Here is a 26,254-nt window from a genome sequence, read left to right as displayed (position 1 = left end):
AGCCACAAAAAAAGGCACCCGAAGGTGCCTTTTTCATTTCCAGCCTGATCGATCAGCGCTCGTAGCGCGAGCGGCTGTTGCCGTTGCGCTGGCCGCCAAAGCCGCCGCGGTCGCCGAACTTGCGGTCGCCGAAGCTGCGCTCGCCGCCGAAGCTGCCGCGATTGCCGTCGCGCTGGCCGCCTTCGCGGTTGCCGAAGCCACCACGGTTGCCGTCGCGCTGGCCAAAGCTGCGTTCGCCACCAAAGCTGCGCTCGCCGCCGAAGCTGCGTTGCTGCTGGCCTTGACCCTGGCCTTGACCCTGACCTTGGCCCTGGCCGCGATAGCCGCCGGTGCCACGGTCGCCGAAGCCGCGTTGCTCGCCGCGATCGCCGAAGCCACGGTTCTCGCCGCCAAAGCCGCGTTGCTCGCCACGATCGCCGAAGCCGCGGTTTTCGCCGCCGAACTTGCGCTCGCCGCCGCCGAAGCTGCGGTCGCCAAAGCTGCGCTCGCCGCCTTCGCGGTTGCCACGATAGCCGCCACCGCTGTTGCCGCCACGGTAGCCACCGCCGCCGTTGCCGCGGAAGCCGTCACGGCCGCCGCCCGGCTTGCCGCCGAAGTTCGAACGCGGCTTGGGCGTGCGGCGCGGTTCCAGACCTTCGATCACCGACGCGTCGATGCGATGGTTGGTGAAGCGCTCGATGCGGCGCCACTGGAACATGTCGCCGTGGTTCACCAGGTTGATGGCGATGCCCGAGCGGCCGGCACGGCCGGTACGGCCGATGCGGTGCACGTAGTCCTCGGCCTGCTTGGGCAGGTCGAAGTTCACCACGTGGGTGATGTCGGGCACGTCGATGCCGCGCGCGGCCACGTCGGTGGCCACCAGCACGCGCAGGTTGCCGCGGCGCAGGGCCGTCAGCGTGCGGTTGCGCGCGCCCTGGGTCATGTCGCCGTGCAGGGCGCCGGCGGCAAAGCCGGTGTCGGACAGGCGCTCGGCCAGCGAGTCGGCATCGCGCTTGGTGGCCGTGAAGACGATGGCCTGCTTGAGCGACGAGTCGCGCAGCAGGTGGTCGAGCAGGCGTTCCTTGTGCGACATGTCGTCGGTGAAGTGCAGGCGCTGTTCGATGTTGCTGTGGTCGGCGCGCGCGGCGGCGATCTCGATGCGCTGCGGGTCCTTCAGCTGGCGCGACGCAAGCTGGGCGATGCGGGCGTCCAGCGTGGCCGAGAACATCAGCGTCTGGCGCGACGCCGGCGTGGCGGCCACGATGGCGTCGATGTCATCGGCAAAGCCCATGTCCAGCATGCGGTCGGCTTCGTCGAACACCAGCATGTCCAGCGCGGACAGGTCGATGCGGCCGGCTTCGATATGGTCGAGCAGGCGGCCCGGCGTGGCCACGAGGATGTCCGGCATGCGCGACAGCATGGCGAGCTGCTTCGGGTAGGGCATGCCGCCCAGGATGCTGGCGCAGACAATACGGCGCAGGTGGCGGCCGTACTTGGCGGCGGCCTCGGTCACCTGCAGGGCCAGTTCGCGCGTCGGCGTCAGCACCAGCAGCGACGGCTGGGCCGCGGCCGGACGGGGGCGCTTGCCCTTCATGCGCTTGGCGGGCTCGCTGGGACGATTCGGCGCCGGCTTTTCGCTGATGCGCTGGATCGCCGGCAGCATGAACGCGGCGGTCTTGCCCGAACCGGTCTGGCTGGACACCAGCAGGTCGCGGCCGGCCAGGAAGGCGGGAATCGCCTGGGCCTGCACCGGGGTGGGGTTGTTGTAGTTGGCTTCGGCCAGGGCGCGCAGGATGGCGGCGTCAAGGCCGAGATTTGCGAAACCGCTTTCCGGAGCCGGCGACGCCGGCGCGGCCGGTGCTGCATCGGCGTTGAGCAGGGCGTCGAGCTTGTCGAGCGGGCTCACGGCAGCGGCGGGCGTGGCAGTGGCGTCGGCGGCGGAAGCAAAAGGCTGCTCCGCACGGAAATCTTCGTGCTGGGTCATGTCGTACGTAATAAAAATGCATGGCACCCCCGGGCAGTGTGCGCAAAGGGGTGGGCGCAAGTGCAAAGTCTTAAAAAGGCTTCGGCGCCAATCGGTAGGCCGTTCGACAGACTCAGCTGGCAATACGGCGGCAGGCAGGGGGCGGCTGGAAAATGCTAACCGGCCGAAAATCCCTGGCAGGCAAACAGCTCAACAATGACAGGCTGTTATCAGGATCGGAGACGAGGCGACGTCAGGTGAGCGGTGCGTTCTGGCCAGGCACCTGTCGGAACATCGTGTGATGACAGAGGCAGGGAGCAGATCTTGGGAGGTAGCGGATACGCCACGGCAGGGTGCCGGGGGCGCGGTGCGGAACTCACAGTGCGAAACTCACGGCGCGGAGTATAGCAGAACCCCGAGTTTTTTGTTGCGGTGCGCAAGCGCGCGGCCGTTGAAAACGTAATCAAACGTAAATGGCAGCCCGCAGCCCCCGGCCGGCCGAAGCCGCTTGCATGTGGGGGACCGCTGCCTATACTCCAGAGCGCGGGCTTGCCTGCCCGCACGGGGCGGACGTTCCACAGTCCCGCTGATCCTGCCTTTGGCAAGGTTCGCTTGCCACTCGGCGCCGGCATTGCGGTCATGCATGCCATGGCCAGGTTTCCTTCGACTGTCCGGGTGGTCCGGATGGGCGTCCGCGTCATGGGCGGAACCATGGGGCAACCTGCGTGGCACCGGAATGACCGGAAGCCGCCGGCGACGCAGACCCAGGAGGTCCGGGCCCGTCCGCAGCCAAAGCCCGCCAATTGCTTGGCGGGCTTCTTCTTTTTTGCGACCTGGCGTCGCGCGCAGCCGATGGGGCCCGGATTGCGGCCCTACTTGCGCGTGCGCCCGGTCTCCCGTTCCTGCCCTGCAACCTGCGATGTGCCGGGAAAACCTTCCGGATACTGGATCAACCGCGCCAGCGGCTGGCGCCGGTGTGCCTGCCAGCGATAGCTGCCGGCCAGCCGCGCGCCGCCGATGATGGCGGTCATGGCCTCGCGGTCGAGGTCCATGTTCTCCGACAAATCCTTGATGACGATGACTGCCATGGCGTTCTCCAGCGAGCGGGCCTTGCCACGGCCGGCCGCAACGGCGCCGGTCGGGCGGCGCCGGGGCAGGCGCGGGCCCGATTCAGTATAGGCGAGGGGTGCTGCCGCATGCGCCGGGCACGTGGCGGGCCCCTGCCTGGCGCGGCGTTCAGGCCACGGCCAGGTTGCCGCCCCATTGCGTCGGCTTGACGTTGAGCGCAAGGTTGCCCAGGTCGACGCCGACGATCTTGTTGTTGTTGAAGGCGGCAACGTTCACCTGCTGCAACTGCTGCACGCTCTGGTTGATGTTGATGTTCACCAGCGGGCCGGCTGCGGCAATCTTGCCGAACCAGTCGGCGCCGCCACGGATGGCGCACAGCGACTGCTGGTCGAGGTCCTTGCTGACGGCAAGGTCGCGGACGATGATCGATGACATGGTGGACTCCTGATGCAAGTGCGGTGGGTGCGGGCCGCCGGGCGGGCGCCTGCGGGCGGCGCCCGCCCGGCCGGCGGCGGACTCAGGCGTTGTTCTGCGCGTACTGGTTCGTGCGCACGGTGTTCGACAGGTGGTCCTGGAACGCCGAGCCGTTGCCGAAGTAGTTGCCTACCTCCTGCATCTGCTGGTTCTGCTGGTCGATCTTCACGTGCGAGTCGAACGACAGCTTCACGGGGGCGTAGACGCTGGTCCACGGGGCGATCAGGCCCAGGCCGCCGCGCACGGACTTCATGCGGGTGGCTTCGAGGGTGGCGGTGCTGGACAGGTCGAGGATGGTCAGGGTGCTCATGGCAGTCTCCTAGCGGGTGGTGTGGTGCGTGGGTCTGGGTAAAAGCTGTACGGGGCCGTGGCCAGGGGCTCAGGCCGGGTGGTACACGTTGTTCTGCGCGTACTGGTTCGTCGTCACCGTGTTGTGCATGTTTTCCTGGAAGGCCGAGCCGTTGCCGAAGTAGTTGCCCACCTGCTGCATCTGCTGGTTCGACTGGTTGACCGTGAACACCTTGTCGATCGACAGCTTGAACGGGCTGTAGACCGTGGTGACGGGCAGGATGGCGATGCCGCCGCGCACGGCACGGCAGGCGCGGGCGTCGAGGGTTTCGGTGGAGGACAGGTCCTTGATGGTCAGCGTGGTCATGATGGTCTCCTTGAGAGGAAGGGGTGCTTCGGGTCAGGTGATGAGCATCGGGTTGGTGTCGCGCTCGGACCAGATATCGCAGCAAGCGTGCCAGCGCGGCCCCGGCGCGGCGTGAAAAGCCGGGGAGCCTTGTGCCGCAACGGTTTGCGGGCTGCGGGGCGGGTCGTGCGATGGGGTGCGGGCTACGCGCGGGCCGGGCCGGTGGTGGGGCCGCGCCAACAGAATGGTGTCGGGTGTCGGCGCGGGGGCAACGCCGGGGTGTGCGCGGCCGGGCAGGGCGGCATTGCGGATGGCCGGAGTGCGCACTAGTATCCATCGAAGGCAACGTGCCGTGATGCAACGGTTGCGCCCCTGAGGGCGCGGCCAGTTGGCCACCCTCGGCCACCACTCGTCGGGATGCACCGGATGTCCAGCCTGACCGAACTCATACGGGATTTCCAGCGCGGCAGCATGAGCCGCGACGAATTCCTTGCATCGGTGGATCTGGCCCTCAAGGACGATCAGACCGACTCGACCCAGTTCGCGCGCGTGCTCGCCGAGGAACACACGCGCTTTCCGTTGCCCCCGGCCGTCTATGCCGAGGTGCTGCATCGCATCGACTCGCACCTGTCCACGCAGTTCGACCCGATGGGCGACGTGCGGCACGCGCCGCCCGCCCCCGGCGAGGAAACCCGCATCGAGCCCGACCTGGCCGGCTACGGCGCGGCGGCGCCGGGCGGCGTGGCCACGGGCAGCACGGGCACTGGCGGCACCACGGGCACCACGGGCACCACCGGTGGCACGGGCGGCAGCCACGGCGCGCTGTTCACGGGCGGCCATGTGCCGTCCGGGCCAACCAAGGGCGTGGGCGACACGCTGAACGGCCGCTTCGTGCTGGAGGAATGCCTGGGCGTGGGCGGCATGGGCACGGTCTACAAGGCGCTGGACCTGCGCAAGCTGGAGGCGTCGGACCGCAAGCCGTACATCGCCATCAAGGTGCTGAACATGCAGTTCAGCGGCCATCCGAAATCGCTGATCGCGCTCCAGCGCGAGGCGCGCAAGGCCCAGCAGCTCGCCCACCGCAACATCGTCACCGTCTACGACTTCGACCGCGATGGCCCGACGGTCTTCCTGACCATGGAATACCTGCAGGGCAAGTCGCTGAACCGCGTGCTGCGCTCGCCGGAATTCCAGGGCCTGCCGTACATCAAGGCGATGCCGATCATCGTCGGCATGGGCAGCGCGCTGGCCTACGCGCACGAGCGCGGCTTCGTCCATTGCGATTTCAAGCCCGCCAACGTGTTCCTGACCGATCGCGGCGAGGTCAAGGTGATCGACTTCGGCATCGCGCGCGGCTTCCAGCAGCCAGCCGACGACGCCGACCAGACCGTGTTCGATCCCGGCTCGCTCGGCGGCATGACGCCGGCCTACGCCAGCCCCGAGATGTTCGAGCACCGCGAGCCCGACCCGCGTGACGACATCTACGCGCTGGCCTGCGTCAGCTACGAACTGCTGACGGGCAAGCATCCGTACAACCGCGTGTCGGCCACCGAGGCCCGCGCGAAGAACCTGAAGCCCGTGCAGCCGCGCACGCTGTCGCGCGGGCAGTGGAAGGTGTTGCGCCAGGCGCTTTCGCTCGATCGCGCCACGCGCACGCCGACGGTCAAGCAGTTCCTGGCCGGGCTGGGCGCCGAGCCGCAGAGCGTGGGCACGGGGCTGCCCGTGATTGCCGGCAGCGTCATTGCCGGCGTGGCGCTGGCCACGGGGGTGCTGGTCTACTTCTGGCGCAGCCACCAGCCGTCGCCCGATGCCGCGCGCCCGCCGCCCCAGGCTGCGGCGCCCGCTGTGCGCGAACCGGCCGTGCCCGAGGCCGTGCCGCTCAAGCCCGAGGCCGTGGCGCAGGTCATCGCCGCCACGCCCTGCGCGCTGCTGCACGCGAACATCGAAGGCAACACGCTGGCGGTGGACGGCTACGTGGCCGATTCGGCGCTGGCGGGCCTGCGCGACAAGCTCGGCAAGCTGCCCGGCGTGAAGACGCTGAAGCTGGACGCCGCGCCGCTGACCGCCGACAAGTGCGATGTGGTGCGGCTGGTCGCGCCGTACTGGTCGGGCGGCCAGCGGGCGGGAGCGGGGGACAAGGCCGCCGACAAGTCCGGCGCGCTGCTGCGCACGCGTGGCGGCACGCAACTGACCGAGGGCACGCCGCTGGTGCTCGATGTCAACACGCCGCCGCACGAATCGTATGTCTACGTCGACTATTTCGCGGCCGACGGCAAGGTGGCGCACCTGGTGCCCAGCGGACGCGTCCAGGGCAACCAGGCGCCCGCCAGCTACAGCGCCACGGTGGGCGACAGCGGCGACTGGGTCATCTCGAAGCCATTCGGCACGGAACTGGTGGTGCTGTTGACCACGCCGGCGCCGCTGTTCCCGGCGCGCCGGCCCGAGGTGGAGACGCGGCAGGACTACCTGCGCGCGCTGGAAAAGCCGCTGGCGCAGATGGCCAGCAAGCACGGGCGCGAGAAGATCAGCGCCGACATCGTGCAGATCTCGACGCGCGCCAACCAAATAGGGCCGGGCCGGCTACCGGGCGTCGCGCACCACGCGGAACCCGTTCTGGGACTGCCGCACGCTGGTGCTGTACTTGAACCGCGTGGACGACACCATGTAGCTGGCGCCCTCGCGCCACGACCCGCCGCGGATCACGCGCGCCGTGCAGGCCGGTTCGTCCCAGGCGCGGCCATCGGTGGGCGCGTTCTTGTACGAGCTGTGCCAGCAGTCGGCCACCCATTCCCAGACGCTGCCGTTCATGTCGTGCAGGCCGTACGGGTTGGCCGCGAACGATCCCACGTTGGCCGGCGCGGCATCGCTCCACGGGTCGCCGCAATCCTTGCAGTTGGCGTTGCCCTTGCTCATCTTGTCGCCCCACCAGAACGCGGTACTTGTACCGCCGCGCGCCGCGTATTCCCATTCGGCCTCGGTGGGCAACCGGTAGGGCTTGCCGGTGGTCTTCGACAGCCACGCGACGTACTGCTGCGCGTCGTCCCAGCTGATGTCGCGCACCGGCGCGTTGCGCGCGTCGGCGGGGTTGGTGGCGATGCGCGGGCAGGCGTTGGCGTCGGCGCAGGCATTCCATTGCTCGACGGTGACCTCGTACTTGCCGATGGCGAACGGGCGGCCCACGTTCACCTGGTGCGGCGGGCGCTCGGCGGGGTCGCTGGTGCTGCTGCCCATCGTGAACGCGCCCGGGTTCAGGCTGACCATCACGGGACACTGCGGACAGTCGCGCGACTCGCCGCCCTTGGCCTCGGCCGGACGCGCCGCGCCGGCGGCGGGCGCTTCCTTGCCCTCGGCGGGATAGGTGATGGTGCCCTGCGAGATCGCGCCGCCCGCGCGTGTGCGCGGCTGGCCGCTGGCGGACGGAGGTGGGGTGGGGGCGGGCTTGGCGGCTGGCGGCGGCTTGGTGGTTTCCGCCCTGGCCTCGGGTTTCGGTTCCGCCTTGGCGGCCGGCGCTGGCGCAGGTGCCGGTGCGGGCTGTGCCGGCGTGGTCGCGCGGATCCGTTCGAGCCGCGTCTTGGCCAGCGCCGCGAAGCGGCCGTTCGGGTACTGCTTCAGGTACGCCTCGTAGTCGGCGGCGTAGGTGCTGTTCTTGATCGAATCCCAGAACGACAGCTCGTACTGCTCGTCGCTGTTCTTGGGCAGGATGCCCGCACGGGCCGGGGGTACCAGCGCATCCGTGGCCACGGTGGCCCAGTGCCGGCCGTCGCCATCGCCATCCACTCCCGCGCCCAACGCCAGCAGCGCCACGACAAATGCTTTCCGCCACATATTCACCCCCTTCAGGATCGCCGCGGCGTGCGGTGTGGAGTTGCCGTGACGCGGTACCGGCCGTTTCAAGATAGCACAGCGCTTGTGGCGTGAAAGTTCGCTTTTTGGGGCCTTCCGACCTACGCTGTAGGACACATCGCCGAGCGCATCAAGAACATCCACCAAGAATCCGCTCCCGCGCGGGGGACCGTGTGCAGCGGACAGATCTCCGGGAGGAGCCGCCATGTCCAGACGATCCCTGCAGCGCGCGCTCGCCGCTGCGTTCCTGGCCAGCTGGACCACGCTCGCCATACCGCTGACGGCGGCCCCGAAAGGCGCCGAGACCTACATCATCTGGCCGGGCGACGGCGCGGTCATCGACGGCGGCCGGCTCTGGGTCCGCATGGGCCTCAAGGGCATGGGCATCTGCCCCAAGGGCATCGAGCGGCCCAACTGCGGCCACCACCACCTGCTCATCGACGCCGAACTGCCGCCGCTGGACAAGGAAATCCCGAACGACCGCAATCACCTGCACTTCGGCGCGGGCGAGACGGACGCGCGCATCGAACTGCCACCGGGCAAGCACACGCTGCAGCTTCTGCTTGGCGACAGCAAGCACGTCCCGTTCGATCCGCCGATTTACTCCAGGAAGATCACGATCACCGTGCGCTAGCGCACACAGGTGCGAACGGGGAGAGCCATGACCCATCTCAGACCGATGCTCATCGCGGGACTGGCGGCGCTGGCCGTCGCCGTGCCGTCATCGCGCGTGCAGGCCGCCGACGCCTCGGCGCCAGCGGCGCACGCCGACCACGCCTCGGCCCCCGCGGCCGCCAAGGGCACGGGACCCACGCCGGCGCCCCGGAACGCCTACCTCTACATCGGCTACCCGAACAACAACCAGACCATGCCGGCCGGCAAGCCGATCAAGGTCTGGTTCGGCCTGCGCAACATGGGCGTGGCGCCCAAGGACGTCAAGTTCCCGAACACGGGCCACCACCACCTGCTGATCGACGTGGACCTGCCGCCGCTGGACAAGGAGATTCCCAACGACCGCAACCACCTGCACTTCGGCGCCGGCGAGACAGAGACCACCATCGAGCTGCCGCCGGGCAAGCACACGCTGCAACTGCTGATGGGCGACGAGAAGCACATCCCGACCAACCCGCCGGTCTATTCGAAGAAGATCACGATCTATGTGAGATGACCGGCCCAGAGCTAGGCGCGCCAGGACGGGGCGGTCCGGCCTGGCGCCACGCGGCGCACAGCGATGTGCGCCGTTTTTTTTTAATGAGCTTGCCGGTGGTTTGCTCCCCTCTCCCGCCTGCGGGAGAGGGGTTGGGGGAGAGGGCCAGCGGCTCAAGTTACGACGTTGATCGGCAAGCAGACACGCCACGCCCTCTCCCCCGGCCCCCTCTCCCGCGTTGCGGGAGAGGGGAGCGAACCGACAGTGCGGCAGAGACTAGTTGGACCGGATCCAACACTCGACGGCCCACGAACAGCGCCCGCAAACCGCCCCGCCACCCCCAATCCCTTGCCCCACAAGCCTTCCCAGCTTTTTATCCCGCCCCGCCCACCCCCCTGGCACGCTTGCTGCGATATCCAGTCCGAGCGCGACACCAACCCGATGCTCACCACCTGAAACGCAGTGACCTTCCTTTCCAGGAGACCATCATGACCAAGCTGATCATCCGTGACCTGTCCTCGACCGAAACCCTCGACGCCAAGGCGCTGCACGCCGTGCGTGGCGGCACCGTGTTTGCGCCGCGTACGTCGATCTTCACGCCCGTGAGCCTGTCGTTCGAATCGCACAAGACGGTCACGCAGCAGAACCAGCAGATGCAGGAGGTAGGCAACTACTTCGGCAACGGCTCGGCCTTCCAGGACCATATGCGCAACAGCGTGACGACGAACCAGTACGCCCAGAACAACGCCTGATATTCGTACCGGTTCAGGCGGCAGCGGCGTCGCAGGCCAGTTCATCGGCTTCGACGCCGGCCGCCCGGGGAGCTTGCGCCGGGGACACCTCCGCCCCGGCGCTTTTTTTGCCCGCGTGTTCCGCGCGCCGGGCACGCAAGCCGAGGTTGGCGTCTGCCGCATGCCGACCCACAATACAGATCGAACGCCAGGACGTCCTGCCACGGTCCGCTGGCGCTCCCAGCAGGAAGCCATCGTGAATGCCCTAGCCTTTGCGCCGCGCCGCCTTCTCCGGGTCTCCGGCATCGCCATCGTTATCGCCACGCTGGCCGGCTGCGCCGATTTCCGGCCCCCCACGTACCAGCGGCCCGAGACGCCGGCCAAGGCCGCGTGGACAGGCGACCGCGCCGGCAATGCAGCGGTCACCGTGTCGCCGACGGAAACCATCGTGCCGAACTGGTGGCAGGCGTTTGGCGACCCCTACCTGGACCAGCTCGTGGCCCGCGCGCTGTCCGGCAACTACGACATCAAGGTGCTGGCCGCGCGCATCCGCGTGGCAGGCGCCCAGATCGCCGAGGCGCGGGCCGGCGCGCTGCCGGTGTTCGACATCGGCGCCGGCGTCGATGTGACGAAGACGACCGGGCAGGCCGTGTCGAAGACCTACAACCTGGGCGGCACCGTGAACTGGGACATCGACGTCTGGGGCAAGGTCGAAAAAGGCGTGCAGGCCCAGACCGCCGAGTTCCGCGCCACCGAAGCCGACTGGCGTGCCGGCTACCTGTCGCTGGCCTCTGACGTGTCGATCACGTACTTCACGATCCTCCTGCTCGACGAACAGCTTGCGCAGCAGCGCCAGACGCTCGCGCGCAACAACGACATCCTGGCGACCTACAAGGCAATGCTGGCCAACGGCCTGCTGCCGCAGATCCGCGTGATGCAGCAGCAGGCGGAGATCAACCGGCTGACCAAGGACCTGCTGGAGTTGCGCCGCTCGCGCGACGTGGCCGAGAACGCGCTGGCCACGCTGGTCGGCGTGCCGGCCGGCGAGCTGCGGGTGCCGCCGGGCAAGCTGCAGGAGCGCGTGAACCTGCCCGCGGTGCCGGCCGGGCTGCCGTCGCAATTGCTGGCGCGCCGGCCCGACATCGTCGCCGCCGAATACCGCGTGCTGGCCGCCTACAACCTGGTGGGCCAGGCGCGGCTGGCGCAGCTACCCAGCATCAGCCTGACCGCGCGCGGCGGCACGGCCAGCTTTGCGCTGTCCGACCTGATGAAATCGTTCACGTTCGGCTTCATGCCCAGCATCAACCTGCCGATGCTGGACCCCAACGTGCGCGCCCGCGTGAAGACGACCGAGGCCAACGTCGGCGTGGTCGAGAACGAGTACGGCCGCACCGTGATGACCGCGTTCGAGGAAGTGGAAAGCGCGCTGGTCAACGTCGACGCCCACAAGCAGCAGCGCATCGAGCTGCAGCAGCAGGTGAACCAGCTGCGCGTGGTGGGCAGGCAGATCGAGGCCCAGGCGCGCGAGGGCATCGCGTCCCAGCTCGACGTGTTCGAGTCCGAGCGCTCGCTGCTGGCCGCCGAGCAGTCGTTGTTGGCCGCCCACCAACAAATCCTGGCTGATACCGTCACGCTGTACAAGGCACTCGGCGGCGGCTGGCCCGACGTAGCGGTGCGCAACGCGGCGGCCGATGCCGGGGCCGATGGCGCGCCCAGCGCGCCCGCGCCGGCGGGCGTGGCGGCACCCAAGGCGGCGCGTTAGCCGCAGCGGCGTCCAAGGCGTTTCAACCCTGAAACCCGCACCGCGCGTGCGTGCGCGCAACGCTGCGGCGCAGCGCATTGACTCCCCCCGAGCGTGGCCTACTATGTTCTTACCCGTGACCTGTCGCCCCTTTGCCGACGCATGCGGCGCCCGTCGCTGCGCCGGCTCGCGGTTGCGCGCCACAGGCCCCACTGTTGGCTCAGTTGAAACATGACGCGCGACGAAGCTCCCTTCATGGATGTGCCGGTCATGGCGCCACAGGCGGGCCAGGTGTTCGACGTCCTGCTGATGCCGGTGTCCCGCCCCGAGCTGGGCGAGATCCGTATCGACGAGGACCTGTTCGCCATCGGCCGCGGCGAGGCGCCGTTCGCCGCGTATCCGACGGAAGCCGTCTCGGTGCTGTCGCGGCGCCACGCGCGCATCTTCTCGGAGGACGGCGCGGTCTACGTGGCCGACCTGGGCAGCAAGAACGGCACGCGCGTCAACGGCGACGCCGTGGCCCAGCAGCCGGCCCGGCTGCGCGATGGCGACGAACTCAGCTTCGGCGCGGGCCTGGCGTACCGCGTGCGGCTCTATGCGCGGCAGGCCGATGCCGAGCCGCCGCGCGTGGCCGTCACGCTCACGCCGATGCGCGACGAGCTGGGCCTGCAGCCCGTGGTCATCGCCGGCTTTCCGTTCCTGGTCAGCAAGGCCGACGAGACGTTTGCCCGCTACCGCGACGCCTATCCGCACCAGGTCAACTACCTGTCGCGCCGCCACGCGCATGTGTACCTGAAGCATGGCGTGCCGTGGATCGAGGACCTGGGCAGCACCAACGGCACGTTCGTCAACGGGGTGCGGCTGCGCGACCAGTCGATCCGGCTGGAGCCGGAAGACGTGCTGGCGTTCGGCGGCAGCCATTTCGTCTATCGCGTGGGCATCGAGCGCGAGGCCGACGCCGATGCCACGGCCACGCGGACGTCAATCGTGCCGCCGCCGTCCACGGCCCCCGCCGACGCGGCGCTGCCCATCGATGCCGATCCCGACAAGACCACGTTCGTCGGCGCGGCCGATTCCTTCCTCGACATCTTCTGCATGGACTATCCGGCCGCGCAGGAGGACGAGGTCAACCCGGAGGCGCTGCCCGACAGCGGCGACGTGCCCCATGCCCCGCCCAGGCGCGGCCGCGTGACGATGATGCTGGTTGAGGCGATGCGCAGCTTTGGCATCCGCGACCGCGCCCAGCTGGAGCGTGCGGCGCGCGTGGCCATCCTGCTGATTGCGGCGCTGGCCATCGGCGGCGGCTACCTCTGGTGGCGCGGCGCGCCGGACCGCTCGCTGCAGGCGCTGGTCGACGCGGGCAAGTACGTGCGCGCGGCCGAGGTGGCCGACCAGGTGCTGTCCCGCCATGGCGACGACACCCACTACCAGACGCTGGGCGCCCAGGCGCTGATGCGCGCCTACGTGCCGCAGTGGGTGGCCCGGCTGCAGGCCGCCGACTTCGACGGCGCGGCGGCCGTGCTGGACGAGATGCGCGCGCGCAGCCGCCACAACGCCGACGGCCGCGCGCTGGTGGGCGAACTGGCGTGGGTGGGCGACGTGGAGCAGTACGTGGCGCGGCGCGGCGGCATCGAGGGGCCGATCCGCATGTTCGGCGACGAGGGCCGTATCCGCGACCTGCTGCGGCGCTGGGCGGCCGACACCGCGTCGCACCAGCGGCTGCTGAACCGCATCGCCAACGACGTGCCGCCGTTCCGCGACACCTATGCACGGGCGATGAGCGATTTGCGGCGGCTGCAGAACGACGACTCGGTGTTCCTGGCCGCCATCGACCGGCTCAACGCGGCCATCGCCCGCGAGCTGTCGCGCGAGCGGCCCGAGGCGCTGCAGCCGATGCTGGCCGAGTACAAGGAGAAGTATCCGCGGCTGGCCGGGCTGGATCGCGTGGAGCGCGACCTGGGCCAGTACACCGCGATGATCGTGGCGCTGCGCGACCGCGCGCCCGGCCCGCTGGTGGCGCAGATGCAGCAGGCGCGCTTCCAGACGCCGCCGTTCGAGGCCGCCTACCAAAAGCTCAAGGCGACGCAGTTGCCCGGCGACGACGTGCAGAAGCAGTACGTCACGGCCAGCAAGGCGTGGGAGCAGGGCAACGGCGAGGCCGCCATCGCGGCGCTCAAGGCGGTGTCCGCGGGCCCCTGGGCGGCCGACGTGGCGCGCGATGCCGCGCACAAGGAACAGGTGCTGGCCCAGTACGCCGCCGTGCGGGCTGCGCGCGGGACGCCGGGCTACGACAGCCAGCTCCTGGCGTTCTATGCGTCGCTGGACCCCCGGAGCGATGCGTTCTTCGCCAAGGCCATCGATGCCGACGTCAACGGCATCCGCGAGGCCGCGCTGCGGCGCGCCAACCAGTTGCTGAACCGCGCGGCCACCGGCTGGCGCCAGTACCGCAACAACGGCCTGATCGCCGGCGAGCAGCGGCTGGAAGCGGGGGTATCGGCCAGGTTCCGCGCGCAGGCGAAGCTGCTGGCCGACGCGCAGGAAGACGCGCGGCAGGGGCTGCGGATCTACGCGCAGCTGCGGATCGACGACACCGCGCAGTGGAGCAAGGTGCGCGACGACATCCAGGCCGAGATCGACGCCCAGCGCCGCGCGCTGAACGACCTGCGCATGGTGCTGGACCCGGCCGTGCTGAAGACCAAGCTCGCGCTGGTGGGCGAGGGCAGCCCGCCCGAGGCGCGCCCGGACACCCGTCCCGACGACCGGCCCGGCGACGGCACCACCACCGCGGCCAAGCCGGGCGCCCAGGCCGCGCCGGGGAGCACGCCATGAAGGACGACAACCGCGACACCCGGCTGCGGCCGCTGAACGAGGCGCTGGAAGACCACAGCGCCGAGGGCATCGCGCTGCTCAGCGCCGAACCCCGCCGGCTGACGCTGCTGACCGTGGTCGTCACCGGCGTGCTGGTGCTGTGCGCGCTGCTGTGGTCGTTCTTCGGGCATGCGGACGTGATCGTCACCGCGCAGGGCACGCTGGCGCCGGAGTCAGAGGTGCGGCGCTTCTACGCGCCGGTCGATGGCGAGCTGGTGGACCTGTACGTGGCCGAGGGCCAGCCCGTGTCGAAGGACGACGTGGTGGCGCGGCTCAACGCGCGCGGCGCGATCGAGGCCGCCGCCAACGCGCTGCAGGCCCAGCTCAAGCTGGAGGACGCCGAGCGCGAATGGAAGCAGTTTCCGGAGCGCAAGGCGCTGCTGGAACGGCGGGCGCTGGCGCTGAAGCAGCAGATCGAGCTGGGCACGCGCCAGCACGAGAACCGGCTGGCCGAAGGCACGACGCGGCTGGCCGAGCAGCAGCGCGCGCAACTGGCCGAGGCGCGCAGCAACCTGGAGAACGCCCGCCGCGCGCGCGATTTCGCGCGGCAGGAGCAGGACCGCTATGCCCGGCTGTTCGCGCTGCCGGCCGGCGGCGGCGTGTCGCAATCGCAGGTCGAGGCCAAGCGCGCCGCCACGCTGGACGCCGAGAACACGCTGCGCGTGGCGCAGTCGCGGCTGACGGAGCTCGACGCCCGGCTGGCGCAGCAGTACACGCAGGCCAGCGCGCTGCTGGAAGGCAGCGGGCAGGAGCTGGCGAGCCTGCGCGTGCAGTACGATGCGGCGGTGCGCGAGATCGCCAGTACCGAGGACAAGCTGCGGCTGCAGGTGCAGACGGCCCGGCTGGTGGCCGATGCCGCCGCGCGCATCCGCTTCGAGAACATCGACAAGGACAACTTCCTGATGATCCTGGCGCCGGTGGCCGGGGTGGTGACCGACGTCACGTCGACGCAGCGCGGCGACAAGGTGCAGGCCAACACACCGCTGGGCGGCATCGCGCCCAAGGACGCGCGGCCGATGCTGCGCATCGAGATTGCCGAGCGCGACCGCGCGTTCCTGCGCGAGGGGCTGCCTGTGAAGCTCAAGTTCAGCGCGTTTCCGTACCAGCGCTACGGGCTGATCGCGGGCACGCTCGAATACATCTCGCCGGCCACCAAGCCGTCCGGGCCGGACAAGCAGCCCGTGTACGAGGGCCGCGTGCGGCTGGCGCAGGACTACTACAGCGTGGCGAGCAACAAGTACCCGCTGCGCTACGGCATGACTGCCACGGCCGAGATCGTGGTGCGGGAGCGGCGCCTGATCGACCTGGGGCTCGACCCCTTCCGGCAGGTGGCGGGCTGAACGGACAACCAAGGGAGAGGGCGATGACAGCCATCGTGCGCATCGACGACGAAGTGATCGGCGTCGACGAATTCGTGAGGGTGCTGAAGCTGACCGGCCAGTTCGAGGGGCTGGTCGAGCAGCTTGTGCGGGACAAGCTGACCGCCCACGCCGCGCGGCGCCATGGCGTGACGCTGAGCCAGGACGAGGTGCAGGCGCGCGCCGACCAGTTCCGGCGCGTGCACGGCCTGCATCGCGCGGCGGACATGAACCACTACCTGGACGCGCTGCACATCACGCTGGACGAGTTCGAGACCTTTATCACCGACAGCCTGTACCAGGAAAAGATGCTGGCGAAGGTGGGCACCGACGAGGCCGTGGAGGCGTACTTCCAGCTCAATTCGCCGAAGTTCGACAGCATCGAGGTCAGCCACATCGTGGTGGATACCGAGGGCAAGGCGCGCGAGCTGGTGTCGTACCTGCAGGACGACCCGGACAGCTTTGCCGAGATGGCGCGCGAGCATTCGATCGCGGACACGCGCGAGCAGGGCGGGGACATCGGCAAGGTGCTGCGCGGATCGCTGAAGGGCGACATCGAGGCCAAGGTGTTCAACGCGCAGCCTGGCGACCTGCTGGGGCCGTTTCCGGCGCCGGACAAGTCGTTCTTCGAGGTCTTCCTGGTGCGGGCCAAGCATCCGGCCCGGCTGGACCCGGACGTCACCGTCGAGATCCGCCGGCGGCTGCGCGAGGACTGGCTGATGGCAAGGGCGCAGGAACATGTCATCGAAGCCCGCTAGCGAGCCCGCCGCCGGCGCCGCGGCCCAGCCGCCGGGCGCCGGCCAGTCGCTGGCCGACTTTCTGGCGACCGTGGAGATCCTGTCGCCGCTGACGCGCGACGAGATCGAGCGGCTGGCCGCCAGCGCGCGGCCGCTGGCGTTTGGCTTTGGCGACACGGTCTGCAACGCCGGCGAGCCGGCCGAGGGCATCTTCATCGTGCGCAGTGGGTCGGTGCGCGTGTTCAACGAGGAACACGGCAAGGAAATCAGCATGGGCGTGCGCAAGGCCGGCGAGGTGTTTGCCGACATCGCGCTGCTGCGCGAATACCGGCACGAGTCGTCGGTGCGGGCGTCGGGCAAGACCGAGTTGCTGATGATTCCGCGCGCGGTGTCCGAGCCGGTGGTGGGCGGCAACCCGGCCGCGCTGGCGTTCATCACGAGCTACGTGGCGATCAGTTCGGCCGGCGGCTTCGTGGCACGGCTGTTCGACCTGCGCGGCAAGCTGGACAAGCTGGAGCTGGAAGACGCCGTGCGCAGCGTGGGCGTGAAGCGCGTGGCGGCCGGCAAGACCATCCTGCAGCAGGACGGGCGCGACGACCGCCGGCTGTACGTGGTGCGCCAGGGGACGGTGCGCATCGTGCGCGAGGAAGACGGCGATACGTTCCCGCTGGCCACGCTGGGCCAGGGCGAGATCTTTGGCGAGCGCGCCTGCGTGATGCGGCAGGAGCAGGTGGCGTCGGCCATCGCCGAGACGGACGTGCGGCTGCTGGTGATTCCCGAGAAGACCGTGCAGTTGATCCTGGAACGCAATGCGCGGCTGCGCGAGGTGCTGGAGGAGCGGATCCGTGCGGTGGACCGCGAGCTGCACCGGCAGCAGAAGCTGGCCGAGCGCCGCAAGCGGCCCGTGCTGCTGGACCTGCATTCGAAGCCCGAGATGGGCGAACGGCTGATCCGCCGTTTCGCGCTGGTGGAGCAGGCCGAGGAGATGGACTGCGGCGCGGCCTGCCTGGCGATGGTGTGCCGGCACCACGGCATTCCGATGACGCTGGGCAAGCTGCGTGAGCTGGCCAACGTGACCACGTCGGGCGCCACGCTGGACAGCCTGGCGCGGGCGGGGGAGTCGCTGGGCTTCACCACGCGCGGGGTGCAGTGCACGCGCGACGCGCTGATGGGCTTCGAGCTGCCGTTCATCATCCACTGGGAGGGCTACCACTACGTGGTGGTCTATGGCGTGTCGGCGCGCCACGTCTGGGTGGCCGACCCGGCCATTGGTTTCCGCAAGATGGGCACCGAGGAGTTCGAGCGCGGCTGGAGCGGCACCTGCCTGCTGTTCTCGCCCGGTACGCAGATGAACGAGCTGGCGGTGTCGCGCTCGCCGTGGCTGCGCTTCATTGGCTACCTGTCGCCGTACCGCAGGATCCTGGCGCACCTGTTCCTGGCGACGTTCGTGATCCAGGTGCTGGGCGTGGTGCCGCCGCTGATCATCCAGAACATCCTGGACGGGGTGGTGGTGCACCAGAACATCGGGCTGCTGCACCTGCTGATCCTGGGCCTGGTGATCTCGAACGTGTTCACGCAGTTGATGGTGACCATCCGCGCGTACCTGGCGAACTTCATGGTGCGCAACATGGACTTCGCGATGATGTCGCACTTCTTCAAGCACACGCTGTCGCTGCCGCTGTCGTTCTTCGCCAAGCGCAAGACCGGCGACATCTTCGCGCGGTTCCAGGAGAACCAGACGATCCGGGCGTTCCTGACCGAGTCCACCGTGACCACGGCGCTGAACCTGCTGATGGTGTTCATCTACTTCAGCATCATGTTCCTCTACAACGTCAAGCTGACGCTGCTGCTGATTGCGTTCGTGATACCGATCGCCGCGCTGACCGTGGTGGTGACCCCGAAGGTGAAGACCTACGCGCGCGAGGTGTTCGCGGCATCGACCGACGCCAAGGCGTACCTGATGGAGACGCTGGGCGGCGCCGAGACGGTCAAGGGCATGGGCATCGAGCGGCCCGTGCGGCTGCGCTGGGAGCGCAAGTACGCCAAGGCGCTGGACAAGCAGTACCAGGCGCAGTCGTTCCACATCCTCGTGGGGCTGGTGAGCCAGGTGCTGAACGCGGCCACGACCATCACGATCCTCTGGGTGGGCGCCACGCTGGTGCTGGAGCGGGAGCTGACGATTGGCCAGTTGATCGCGTTCAACGCGTTCATGGGCAGCGTGCTGGCGCCGCTGATGGGGCTGGTGGCGCTCTGGGGCCAGCTCAACGACGCCGGCGTGGCAATGGAGCGGCTGGGCGACGTGCTGGACCTGGAGCCCGAGCAGAAGCCGCAGGACGTGATGTCGCGCGTGTCGCTCCCCGACCTGCAGGGCGAGATCCAGTTCGACGGGGTGTACTTCCGCTATGGCGGCGACGACACGCCGTACGTGCTGGAGAACATCAGCTTCCACATGCGGCCGGGCGAGATGGTGGCGATCGTCGGGCGCAGCGGATCGGGCAAGACCACGCTGGCCAAGCTGCTGGTGGGCTTCTACAAGCCCACCGACGGCACGATGAAGGTGGACGGCTACGACATGAACGTGATCGACACCGAGTTCTTCCGGGCGCAGGTGGGGTATGTGATGCAGACCAACCTGCTGTTCTCGGGCACGGTGGCGGAGAACATCGCCTGCGGCGACGACAGCCCGGACCGCCGCCGCATCGAGGAAGTGGCCAAGATGGCCGATGCCCACGCGTTCATCTCGAAGCTGCCGCTCGGCTACGAGCAGGTGGTGGGCGAGCGCGGCATTGGGCTGTCGGGCGGGCAGATCCAGCGGCTGTGCATCGCCCGGGCGCTGTACCACGACCCGCGGCTGCTGGTGTTCGACGAGGCGACGTCGGCGCTGGATACGCAGTCCGAGAGCAACATCCTGGCGAACATGCAGGAGATCCTGCGGGGACGCACGGCCGTGATCATCGCGCACCGGCTCAGCACGATCATGCAGGCCGACAAGATCCTGGTGCTGTACGAGGGCGGCATCGTCGAGCAGGGGCGGCACGAGGAGCTGCTGGAGCGCCGCGGCATGTACTACCAGCTGGTCCAGAAGCAGTTGAGCGCGGCATGAAGCTATACAACCCCACCCCTGCCAGGTCCGCGGTGTCGTTTGCGGGCCTGATCGAACGGATCGAGATCCTGCGCTCGACGCTGCGCTGGTCATCGCGGCTGGAGCGGCCCGACATCGAGAAGCTGCTCAAGCAGGCCACCACGCTGCGCGACGAGGTGATGGGCCTGTCGCACAAGGAGCGCTTTGTGGCGGCCGCCACGGCCACCGGCGAGCCGCAGGAGGCCGAGGTGGAGCCCGTGGAGATGTCGGCGCGGGAGCGGCGCCAGGCGCTGATGGAGCGCAGCTTCATCTTCGAGGGCACGTTCGGCGACAACCCCAAGCTGCTGGAGGCGCTGGAGATTGCCGAGAAGGCGGCGCCCACGGACCTGCCGGTGCTGATCGACGGCGAGAGCGGCACCGGCAAGGAGCTGATGGCCAAGGTGATCCACGCCAACGGGGTGCGCAACGACAAGCCGTTCATCTCGGTCAACTGCGGCGCCATTCCGGACAGCCTGCTGGAATCGGAGCTGTTCGGCCACAAGAAGGGCGCCTTCACCGGCGCGGCCAACGACCGCCGGGGCAAGTTCGAGAGCGCCCACACTGGCACGATCTTCCTGGACGAGATTGGCGAGCTGCCGCTGACCGGGCAGGTCAAGCTGCTGCGGGTGCTGGAGGCGCACGAGATCCAGCGCGTGGGGTCGGACGAGGTGATTGCCGTCGACACGCGCATCGTGGCGGCCACGAACAAGGACCTGCGCCGGATGAGCCAGGAAGGCACGTTCCGCGAGGACCTGTTCTACCGGCTCAGCGTGATCCACGTGACGCTGCCGGCGCTGCGCGAGCGGCGCGACGAGATTCCGCTGCTGGTGGCGTACTTCGGCGACGAGGCGGCCGGGCAGCTCAAGCGGCGGCCCATCAAGCTGACGCCGCGGCTGCGCGACTTCCTGCTGCACTACGGCTATCCGGGCAACATCCGCGAACTGCGCAACCTGATGTACCGGCTGTCGTGTCTGGCCGGCGATACGGCGGACTTTGCCCACCTGCCGCAGGACATCCGCCCGAAACCGGCCGGCCTGCAGGCCGTGGCGGCGGCCCCGGGCGGCAAGGCGACGATCACCGATCTGAGCACGGCCACATCGCTCAGCGAAGCCAAGCGCGCGGCCAGCGACGAAGCCGAGCGGGCATTCCTGGAACGCGGGCTGCAGGAAGTGGGCGGCACCGTGGCCGAACTGGCGCGCCGCTTCGACATGAACCGGTCGCACATCCAGATGCTGCTGAAGAAGCACGGCATCCACTCGAAGGACTTCCGGAACAGCAACCGGCAAGCGGAGGGGAAGTAAGGGGGACTGTTTCTCGACACCATGTGTGTGCTTTTTACTCCCGGCCGCGGGAGAGGCGCCGGGGGAGAGGACCAGACCCGCTCAAACCTCCGGATTCAGCAGCGTCATGTCAGACCCGCCGCCGATGTCCTCGGCGCGGATCACCACCACCGACACGTTGTCGCGGCCGCCGTTGTCCAGCGCCTGCTTCAGCAGCGCGTCGGCGGCGCGGGCGGGGTGGGGGTCGGCGGCCAGCACGGCTGCGATCTGGTCGTCCTCCACCTCGTTGCTGAGGCCGTCGCTGCAGAGCAGGAACAGGTCGCCATCGCCGATTTCCAGCGTCAGCCGCTCCAGGTCCAGCGTGGTGGACGCGCCCACCGCCCGCGTGATCGTGTTGTGGGCGGGATGGTGGCGCGCTTCCTCGGCCGTGATCAGCCCCCGCGCCTTCAGGCGTTCTACCTGGCTGTGGTCGCGCGACAGCTGCTTCAGGTGGCCGTCGCGGAACAGGTAGAGCCGGCTGTCGCCGGCCCAGAGGCAACTGCACTGGCGCTCGCACGCCAGCAGGATGACCACCGTGCTGCCGATCACGCGCACCTTGAGCCGCGCAGCTTCGTCGATCAGCAGCTGGTTGACGGTCTGCATGGCGATGCGCGCGTGGTCGACGGCGGCGTCCAGGCTATCGGCCCGGGGCAGCGCGGCCAGGGCCTGGACGATGGCGCGGCTGGCGAAATCGCCCACCGCGTGGCCGCCCATGCCGTCGGCCACGACCCAGATGCCGTGCTCGGGCATCGCCAGGCAGGCATCCTCGTTGCGCTCACGCACCCGGCCCACGTCTGTGCACGCGGCCGAGCTCCAGCGGAATTGCGATACGCAGGTCACGGCATGCTCCGGCGCGGGGCGACACCGTCCCGCGCGTAAGGCGCCCCCGGGGCGCCGGATGTCTGGAAGTCACCGCGAAAGTCCTGCCGACAGGCGGGCAGGGCTCAGACCAGTCGTCCCTTGTTGCGGGCGTCCATGCCGGTGTCGACCGTGATGGTGGAATTCGGCGCCGTGTTCTGGACGTTCACGTTCTGGAACTGATTGTTCATCTGATCAGCATAGAAGCTGTAGTTGATCTCGTAAAAGCTCACGACAGGCAACGCGCCGGGCCGGGCAGCCACGTAGGGCTGGATCCAGCCGAACACCCACGGCGCGCCACCGCCCCGGACGGCCGACATGGCGCGGAAATCGAGCTCGCGATGGGTGTTCAGGTCGCGGATGGTCAGGGTCGCCATGATGGTCTCCTTGGGCTGGCTTGCGGGGGGATGCCTCTGTTCAGCAAGCGGTGTGCCACGGTGGGGGCGTGACGTCGGCGGGGTTCTTCGGGCCAAATGTGATGCCGGATGCTCGTTCGGCGTTGGTTGGGCGCCAACACCCTTGCTGGAGTGGTGGGGCAGGGCCGTCAGGGGCGCGCCGAGCGGAGCCATATCGGCGAAGAGCGACCGGCCGATGGCGGTTGCCGGTGGCGGACCAACACAATCGGTTTGTAGCTGTTGGTCGATGCCCGACGAAACCGGGTCCCCGGAAACCTCTGATTCCCCGCCAGCCCTTGTCGGACCGTGGTTCGGCCCCACTGGCACGCTTGATGCGGTTGGGTAGGCACCAACGCCGCACTGCCTGCCCGCCACCGACACCAGAATCGAGACCGCCATGACCACCCAAGACCAACAACAAGCCAGCCGCCCGGACGAGGCCTACCAGCCCGGCGCCCATCTGGTGACGGAACGCAATGGCTACGCCCACCACGGCATCTACGTCGGCCAGGGCCGCGTGATCCACTACGCCGGCTTCTGCCAGGCGCTGCATGCAGGCCCAGTCGAGGAAACCTCGCTCGAACAATTCGCCCAGGGCCACGGCGTGACCGTGCGCAACCAGCCCTGCGCGCGCTACCTCGGGCAGGAAGCCGTCGCCCGCGCCCGCAGCCGCCTGGGCGAGAACCGCTATCACCTGCTGACCAACAACTGCGAACACTTCTGCACGTGGTGCCTGCTCGGCCAGGCCCGCAGCGAACAGGTGGAAACCTGCCTGCGCAACCCGGCAGCGGCAGTGGTTACCGTGCTGCACCTGGCACTGGCCATGCTGTCGGGCATCCACCCCGCCAGCCTGACGGCCGCCTGATCCCCCATCCATCGCCACCAAAGGAGCCCGCCATGTCCGGATTGATCGACTGGGAAAGCTGCGACACCCGCACCGGCCGCGCCTGCCACCGCCGCTGCACCCCGGGCCGCGCCAGCGCCCGGCCCGCCCCCCGCCCACGCCGGGCCGACCGCCATGGCAGGGCGCCGGCGGAGTTTGCTATACTCCGCCCCGTCTTCCGACCCGCCCGCGCCACCGCGGCGCCAGGCCGGTGCAGACGGTCCGCTCGCCGTAGTTCAATGGATAGAACGAGCGCCTCCTAAGCGCTAGATACAGGTTCGATTCCTGTCGGCGGGACCATCATTGCGGCTGTCGTGGGTCTTTGAGATTTTCCTCCTCTGGCTTCCCGCCCCTCCCAGCGCCCGCAGGGACACGTTGACCCATGCCGCGCTCCGCGGTTTTCGATTTTCTTCTCCAGCTGCCTCTATTCGACCCGATCGCCGGCCAGTCCTGCCGCATCCCGTCCATAGCGAAAAATCGATTTTCACTCCTGTTTGATCTCCGTTCTATGTGCGTTGCGTTGACCGTTCTCACTCGGAAGAAAACGGCGTAACGTCCGGCCCGCAGGCGTTGGGCCTCGCGTTGTTGGCGATGGCCTATCGGGAAGGTTCGGTCACGCTGGGAACGGAGGCAGAACAATGGCTGGTGCGGGGAATGAACTGCAGGCAACGGGGAGCGGGCTGCTCGCAGCCGTGACGGGACGTCAGGCCTATCACCTGGAGGTGCTTGGCGCGCGCAGTGCCACTGGCCTCTCCGTGGTGTCATTCACGGCCACCGAGCGCCTTGGGGAGCCCTACAGCGTGAAGGTCCGGTTGACCCATCCGATGGATCTGGACCGGATGGAGTACTTGCGCCGGGACGCCACCTTCACGATCGATGCGGGCGACGGCGCCACGACTCGCCAGTTTTCGGGCTGCATCTTCCGCTTTTCCAAGACTGGGCAGACCCGCGATTTCTGCGCCTACGAGATGGAGGTGCGGCCCAAGGTGGCGTTGCTGACGCTGACTCAGGCGAGCCGCGTCTACCAGAAGAAGACCGCGCCGCAGATCATCGAAGCCATCCTGCGCCAGCACGGCCTGGAGGGCCACCAGTTCTCCTTCAAGACTCGCCGCGAGTATCCGGAGCATGCGTTCCGGCTCCAGTACCAGATGTCCGACTGGGACTACATCCGGCTGCTGATGGAACAGGAGGGGATGTACAGCTACTTCCTGCCCGGCCGGCACGGGACGGTCTTTGGCGATGTCTTTCAGATCGCCGACGACATCGATCACTATATCTACGAGCCGGAATTGCTGGCGCCTTACCGGGAGACGGCGGGCCTCGAGTCGGGTGTCGAGACCGTGTCCGCCATCCAGACGCACGTGCAGACCGTGCCCGAATCGTTTCGCACGGCCGACTACAACCCGGCGGATTCGTACGAGCGCAAGGAAGGGGAGGCCAATGTCGCCCGCAAGGAAAAGGGCAATTACGGGCAGTCCTACGTCTACGGTACACATCACCTGGACCCGGCCGGGGCGAAATGGGAAGCGCAACTACGCCATGAAGCGGCGCTTGCGGGGCAACTGATCTACGAAGGCGAGAGCAACATCCTCGGTCTGCGTCCGGCACGCATTCTGCGCATGGATCTCGCACTGCCGGACGCGCCCAACGGGCAGGTGGTTACCGAAGTCACGCATACCGGCGGGCGCGATCGGGCCTACCGCAACACCTACAAGGCGATTCCCTCGGACCGCCGCTTCCGCCTGCCGATCGACGAGAGCAAGTGGCCCCGTATCGCGGGCACGCTGAGCGGGCGCGTGACGTCGCCCGGCGACTACAAATATGCCTACCTGACGCAGCAAGGCTTGTACGTCGTGCGCCTGGACCTCGATTACGACGAATGGCCCAAGGGTAGTGAAAGTGTGCCCATGCGGCTGGCTAAACCGTTCGCGGGGGCGGGGCAGACAGGCATGCATTTCCCGTTGATCGACGGCACGGAAGTCGGGATTGCATTCCGGGACGGCGATCCCAACAAGCCATACATCGCCCATGCGCATCACCACAGCCAGCATGAAGACCTGATCACGAACCAGGATCGGTGGCTGTCGCGCAATGTCATCCGCACGCAAGCGAATAACAAGCTGCGCTTCGAGGATTGGGAGGGCCAGGAAGGTGTCAAGCTGTCCACCGAGTACGGCGGCAAGACGCAGCTCAATATGGGCTACCTGGTCGACAGGGAGAGAAAGAAGCGCGGTGATGGCTTTGAGTTGCGGACGTCGGGGTGGGGAGCCTTGCGAGGTGGCAAGGGAATCTTCATTTCGGCGGACGATCAGCCGACCGCCAATGGCCAGCAGCTCGACATGGAGTCTGCCCAGGGGCTTCTCCAGCAAGCACTGCAGCAGACTGAAGCCCTGGCGGCCGCAGCCAAAGCGGCCGAGGCAGTGGCCGCTGACTACGACCGTCAGAAGACGCTGCTGAATGAATCCCTGGCGCAATTGAAGAAGGCGGGCATCCTGATCAGCGCGCCCGCAGGCGTGGCCCTGGCTTCGAGAGCCGATATCCAGTGTTCAGCCGCGCAGAATCTCATTGCCACAGCGGGCGGCCACGCGGATTTCAGCATCGCAAGACGCTTTACGCTGGCCGCGGGGGAATTGGTCTCTGTCTTCGCCCACAAGCTGGGCATCAAGTTATTCGCTGCGAGGGGCCGGGTAGAGATTCAGGCCCAGAGCGATGAAATGCGACTTCTCGCGGACAAGCACGTGACGATCAGCAGCGCAAATGGTCGCGTCGTCATCGAGGCCAAGGACGAGTTGCTGCTCAAGTGTGGCGGCTCCTACTTGCGAATGTCGTCCACGGGGATCGAAGACGGGACGCGTGGCGACCGGACCATAAAGTCGGCGGCGTTCAGCCGTCAGGGACCCAGTTCGCTCGCGCAATCGATGAACACCTGGCAGCACGCGACATTCAACGACGCCTATGTCCTTCGGAATCCGTCGACAGGGGAACCACTCTCCGACTCGGTCATTGAAATGGTCCGAGGCGACGGCACGAGACTCAAGATGCAAACGGACGCGTCCGGCAAGACGCCAATCCAGAAGAGCCTCTTCGTGGAACCCGTACAGATTCGTCCGCTTGACTGATTTCTTTATCCGTTGC

The 26,254-nt window shown here is 68.3% G+C and carries 19 protein-coding genes, 1 tRNA gene and 1 pseudogene; 13 read left to right on the top strand and 8 right to left on the bottom strand.

Going from position 1 to position 26,254, the window contains the following annotated elements; translation table 11 throughout:
• Positions 1–52: 52 nt before the first annotated feature.
• The 5 genes from EPAKOI_RS11300 to EPAKOI_RS11280 all read right to left on the bottom strand — a co-directional run bounded on the left by EPAKOI_RS11300 (position 53) and on the right by EPAKOI_RS11280 (position 4,139).
• Positions 53–1,963 carry a DEAD/DEAH box helicase gene (locus tag EPAKOI_RS11300; protein ID WP_313835103.1) on the bottom strand — a complete coding sequence of 637 codons (1,911 nt, stop codon included), beginning with the start codon at positions 1,961–1,963 and terminating at the stop codon, positions 53–55.
• An 851-nt stretch (positions 1,964–2,814) separates the two neighbouring features.
• A complete protein-coding gene (locus EPAKOI_RS11295; protein WP_313835102.1) occupies positions 2,815–3,030 on the bottom strand; it encodes a hypothetical protein in 216 nt (71 codons plus the stop codon).
• 148 nt (positions 3,031–3,178) lie between these two features.
• The gene (locus EPAKOI_RS11290; protein ID WP_124683662.1) at positions 3,179–3,445 is read right to left on the bottom strand and encodes a hypothetical protein; all 267 of its coding nucleotides are present in this window, start codon (positions 3,443–3,445) and stop codon (positions 3,179–3,181) included.
• Between the two features lie 82 nt (positions 3,446–3,527).
• The gene (locus EPAKOI_RS11285; protein ID WP_124683663.1) at positions 3,528–3,794 is read right to left on the bottom strand and encodes a hypothetical protein; all 267 of its coding nucleotides are present in this window, start codon (positions 3,792–3,794) and stop codon (positions 3,528–3,530) included.
• A 69-nt stretch (positions 3,795–3,863) separates the two neighbouring features.
• Complete coding sequence (locus tag EPAKOI_RS11280) at positions 3,864–4,139, bottom strand: hypothetical protein (RefSeq protein WP_124683664.1); 276 nt, start codon at positions 4,137–4,139, stop codon at positions 3,864–3,866.
• 405 nt (positions 4,140–4,544) lie between these two features.
• Between EPAKOI_RS11280 and EPAKOI_RS11275 the strand changes: the two are divergent.
• Positions 4,545–6,680, top strand: a pseudogene (locus EPAKOI_RS11275) (protein kinase domain-containing protein); the annotation flags it as partial.
• Positions 6,681–6,698: 18 nt separating this feature from the next.
• Here EPAKOI_RS11275 and EPAKOI_RS11270 read toward each other — a convergent pair.
• Positions 6,699–7,349: a formylglycine-generating enzyme family protein gene (locus tag EPAKOI_RS11270; RefSeq protein ID WP_423193514.1), complete on the bottom strand. Its 651-nt coding sequence runs from the start codon at positions 7,347–7,349 to the stop codon at positions 6,699–6,701.
• A gap of 817 nt (positions 7,350–8,166) precedes the next feature.
• Here EPAKOI_RS11270 and EPAKOI_RS11265 point away from each other — a divergent pair.
• The 9 genes from EPAKOI_RS11265 (at position 8,167) to EPAKOI_RS11225 (ending at position 20,965) form a co-directional block, all read left to right on the top strand.
• The gene (locus EPAKOI_RS11265) at positions 8,167–8,595 is read left to right on the top strand and encodes a DUF4399 domain-containing protein (protein ID WP_124683667.1); all 429 of its coding nucleotides are present in this window, start codon (positions 8,167–8,169) and stop codon (positions 8,593–8,595) included.
• A 27-nt stretch (positions 8,596–8,622) separates the two neighbouring features.
• Positions 8,623–9,129, top strand: coding sequence for a DUF4399 domain-containing protein (locus EPAKOI_RS11260; protein ID WP_313835098.1), 507 nt, complete (start codon positions 8,623–8,625; stop codon positions 9,127–9,129).
• A 467-nt stretch (positions 9,130–9,596) separates the two neighbouring features.
• Positions 9,597–9,860, top strand: a complete 264-nt coding sequence (locus EPAKOI_RS11255) for a hypothetical protein (protein WP_313835097.1) — start codon at positions 9,597–9,599, stop codon at positions 9,858–9,860.
• A 160-nt stretch (positions 9,861–10,020) separates the two neighbouring features.
• Entirely contained in the window at positions 10,021–11,601 is a 1,581-nt protein-coding gene (locus EPAKOI_RS11250; RefSeq protein WP_423192234.1) for an efflux transporter outer membrane subunit, read from the top strand.
• 210 nt (positions 11,602–11,811) lie between these two features.
• Positions 11,812–14,409 (top strand): FHA domain-containing protein, encoded by a 2,598-nt coding sequence (locus EPAKOI_RS11245; RefSeq protein WP_423192233.1) that lies wholly within the window; start codon positions 11,812–11,814, stop codon positions 14,407–14,409.
• On the top strand, positions 14,406–15,788 hold the full coding sequence (locus tag EPAKOI_RS11240; protein ID WP_423192232.1) for an HlyD family efflux transporter periplasmic adaptor subunit: 1,383 nt from the start codon (positions 14,406–14,408) through the stop codon (positions 15,786–15,788). Before EPAKOI_RS11245 ends, EPAKOI_RS11240 begins: the two co-directional genes overlap by 4 nt.
• A 23-nt stretch (positions 15,789–15,811) precedes the next feature.
• On the top strand, positions 15,812–16,564 hold the full coding sequence (locus tag EPAKOI_RS11235; protein ID WP_423192231.1) for a peptidylprolyl isomerase: 753 nt from the start codon (positions 15,812–15,814) through the stop codon (positions 16,562–16,564).
• A complete protein-coding gene (locus EPAKOI_RS11230; protein ID WP_313835094.1) occupies positions 16,545–19,646 on the top strand; it encodes a peptidase domain-containing ABC transporter in 3,102 nt (1,033 codons plus the stop codon). The genes EPAKOI_RS11235 and EPAKOI_RS11230 overlap by 20 nt, the downstream gene beginning before the upstream one ends.
• The gene (locus tag EPAKOI_RS11225; RefSeq protein WP_423192230.1) at positions 19,643–20,965 is read left to right on the top strand and encodes a sigma-54 interaction domain-containing protein; all 1,323 of its coding nucleotides are present in this window, start codon (positions 19,643–19,645) and stop codon (positions 20,963–20,965) included. Before EPAKOI_RS11230 ends, EPAKOI_RS11225 begins: the two co-directional genes overlap by 4 nt.
• Positions 20,966–21,046: 81 nt before the next feature.
• On the opposite strand, the gene EPAKOI_RS11220 is transcribed toward EPAKOI_RS11225, so the two are convergent.
• Both EPAKOI_RS11220 and EPAKOI_RS11215 read right to left on the bottom strand, forming a co-directional pair.
• On the bottom strand, positions 21,047–21,823 hold the full coding sequence (locus EPAKOI_RS11220) for a PP2C family protein-serine/threonine phosphatase (RefSeq protein ID WP_124683674.1): 777 nt from the start codon (positions 21,821–21,823) through the stop codon (positions 21,047–21,049).
• A gap of 104 nt (positions 21,824–21,927) precedes the next feature.
• On the bottom strand, positions 21,928–22,218 hold the full coding sequence (locus EPAKOI_RS11215) for a hypothetical protein (protein ID WP_423192229.1): 291 nt from the start codon (positions 22,216–22,218) through the stop codon (positions 21,928–21,930).
• Between the two features lie 415 nt (positions 22,219–22,633).
• On the opposite strand from EPAKOI_RS11215, the gene EPAKOI_RS11210 reads away from it, so the two are divergent.
• From EPAKOI_RS11210 to EPAKOI_RS11200, 3 genes are all read left to right on the top strand, one after another.
• Positions 22,634–23,101, top strand: a complete 468-nt coding sequence (locus EPAKOI_RS11210) for a lecithin retinol acyltransferase family protein (RefSeq protein ID WP_423192228.1) — start codon at positions 22,634–22,636, stop codon at positions 23,099–23,101.
• A gap of 243 nt (positions 23,102–23,344) precedes the next feature.
• Positions 23,345–23,419: transfer RNA gene (locus EPAKOI_RS11205), tRNA-Arg, on the top strand.
• Positions 23,420–23,757: 338 nt separating this feature from the next.
• The gene (locus EPAKOI_RS11200; RefSeq protein ID WP_423192227.1) at positions 23,758–26,238 is read left to right on the top strand and encodes a type VI secretion system Vgr family protein; all 2,481 of its coding nucleotides are present in this window, start codon (positions 23,758–23,760) and stop codon (positions 26,236–26,238) included.
• Positions 26,239–26,254: the final 16 nt, after the last annotated feature.

The organism is Cupriavidus sp. H18C2, from assembly GCF_049393795.1.
GTDB classification, from domain to species: Bacteria; Pseudomonadota; Gammaproteobacteria; order Burkholderiales; family Burkholderiaceae; genus Cupriavidus; species Cupriavidus pauculus_C.
Note: the sequence above shows the minus strand (reverse complement) of the source record. Positions and strands in the feature narration are given on the sequence as shown.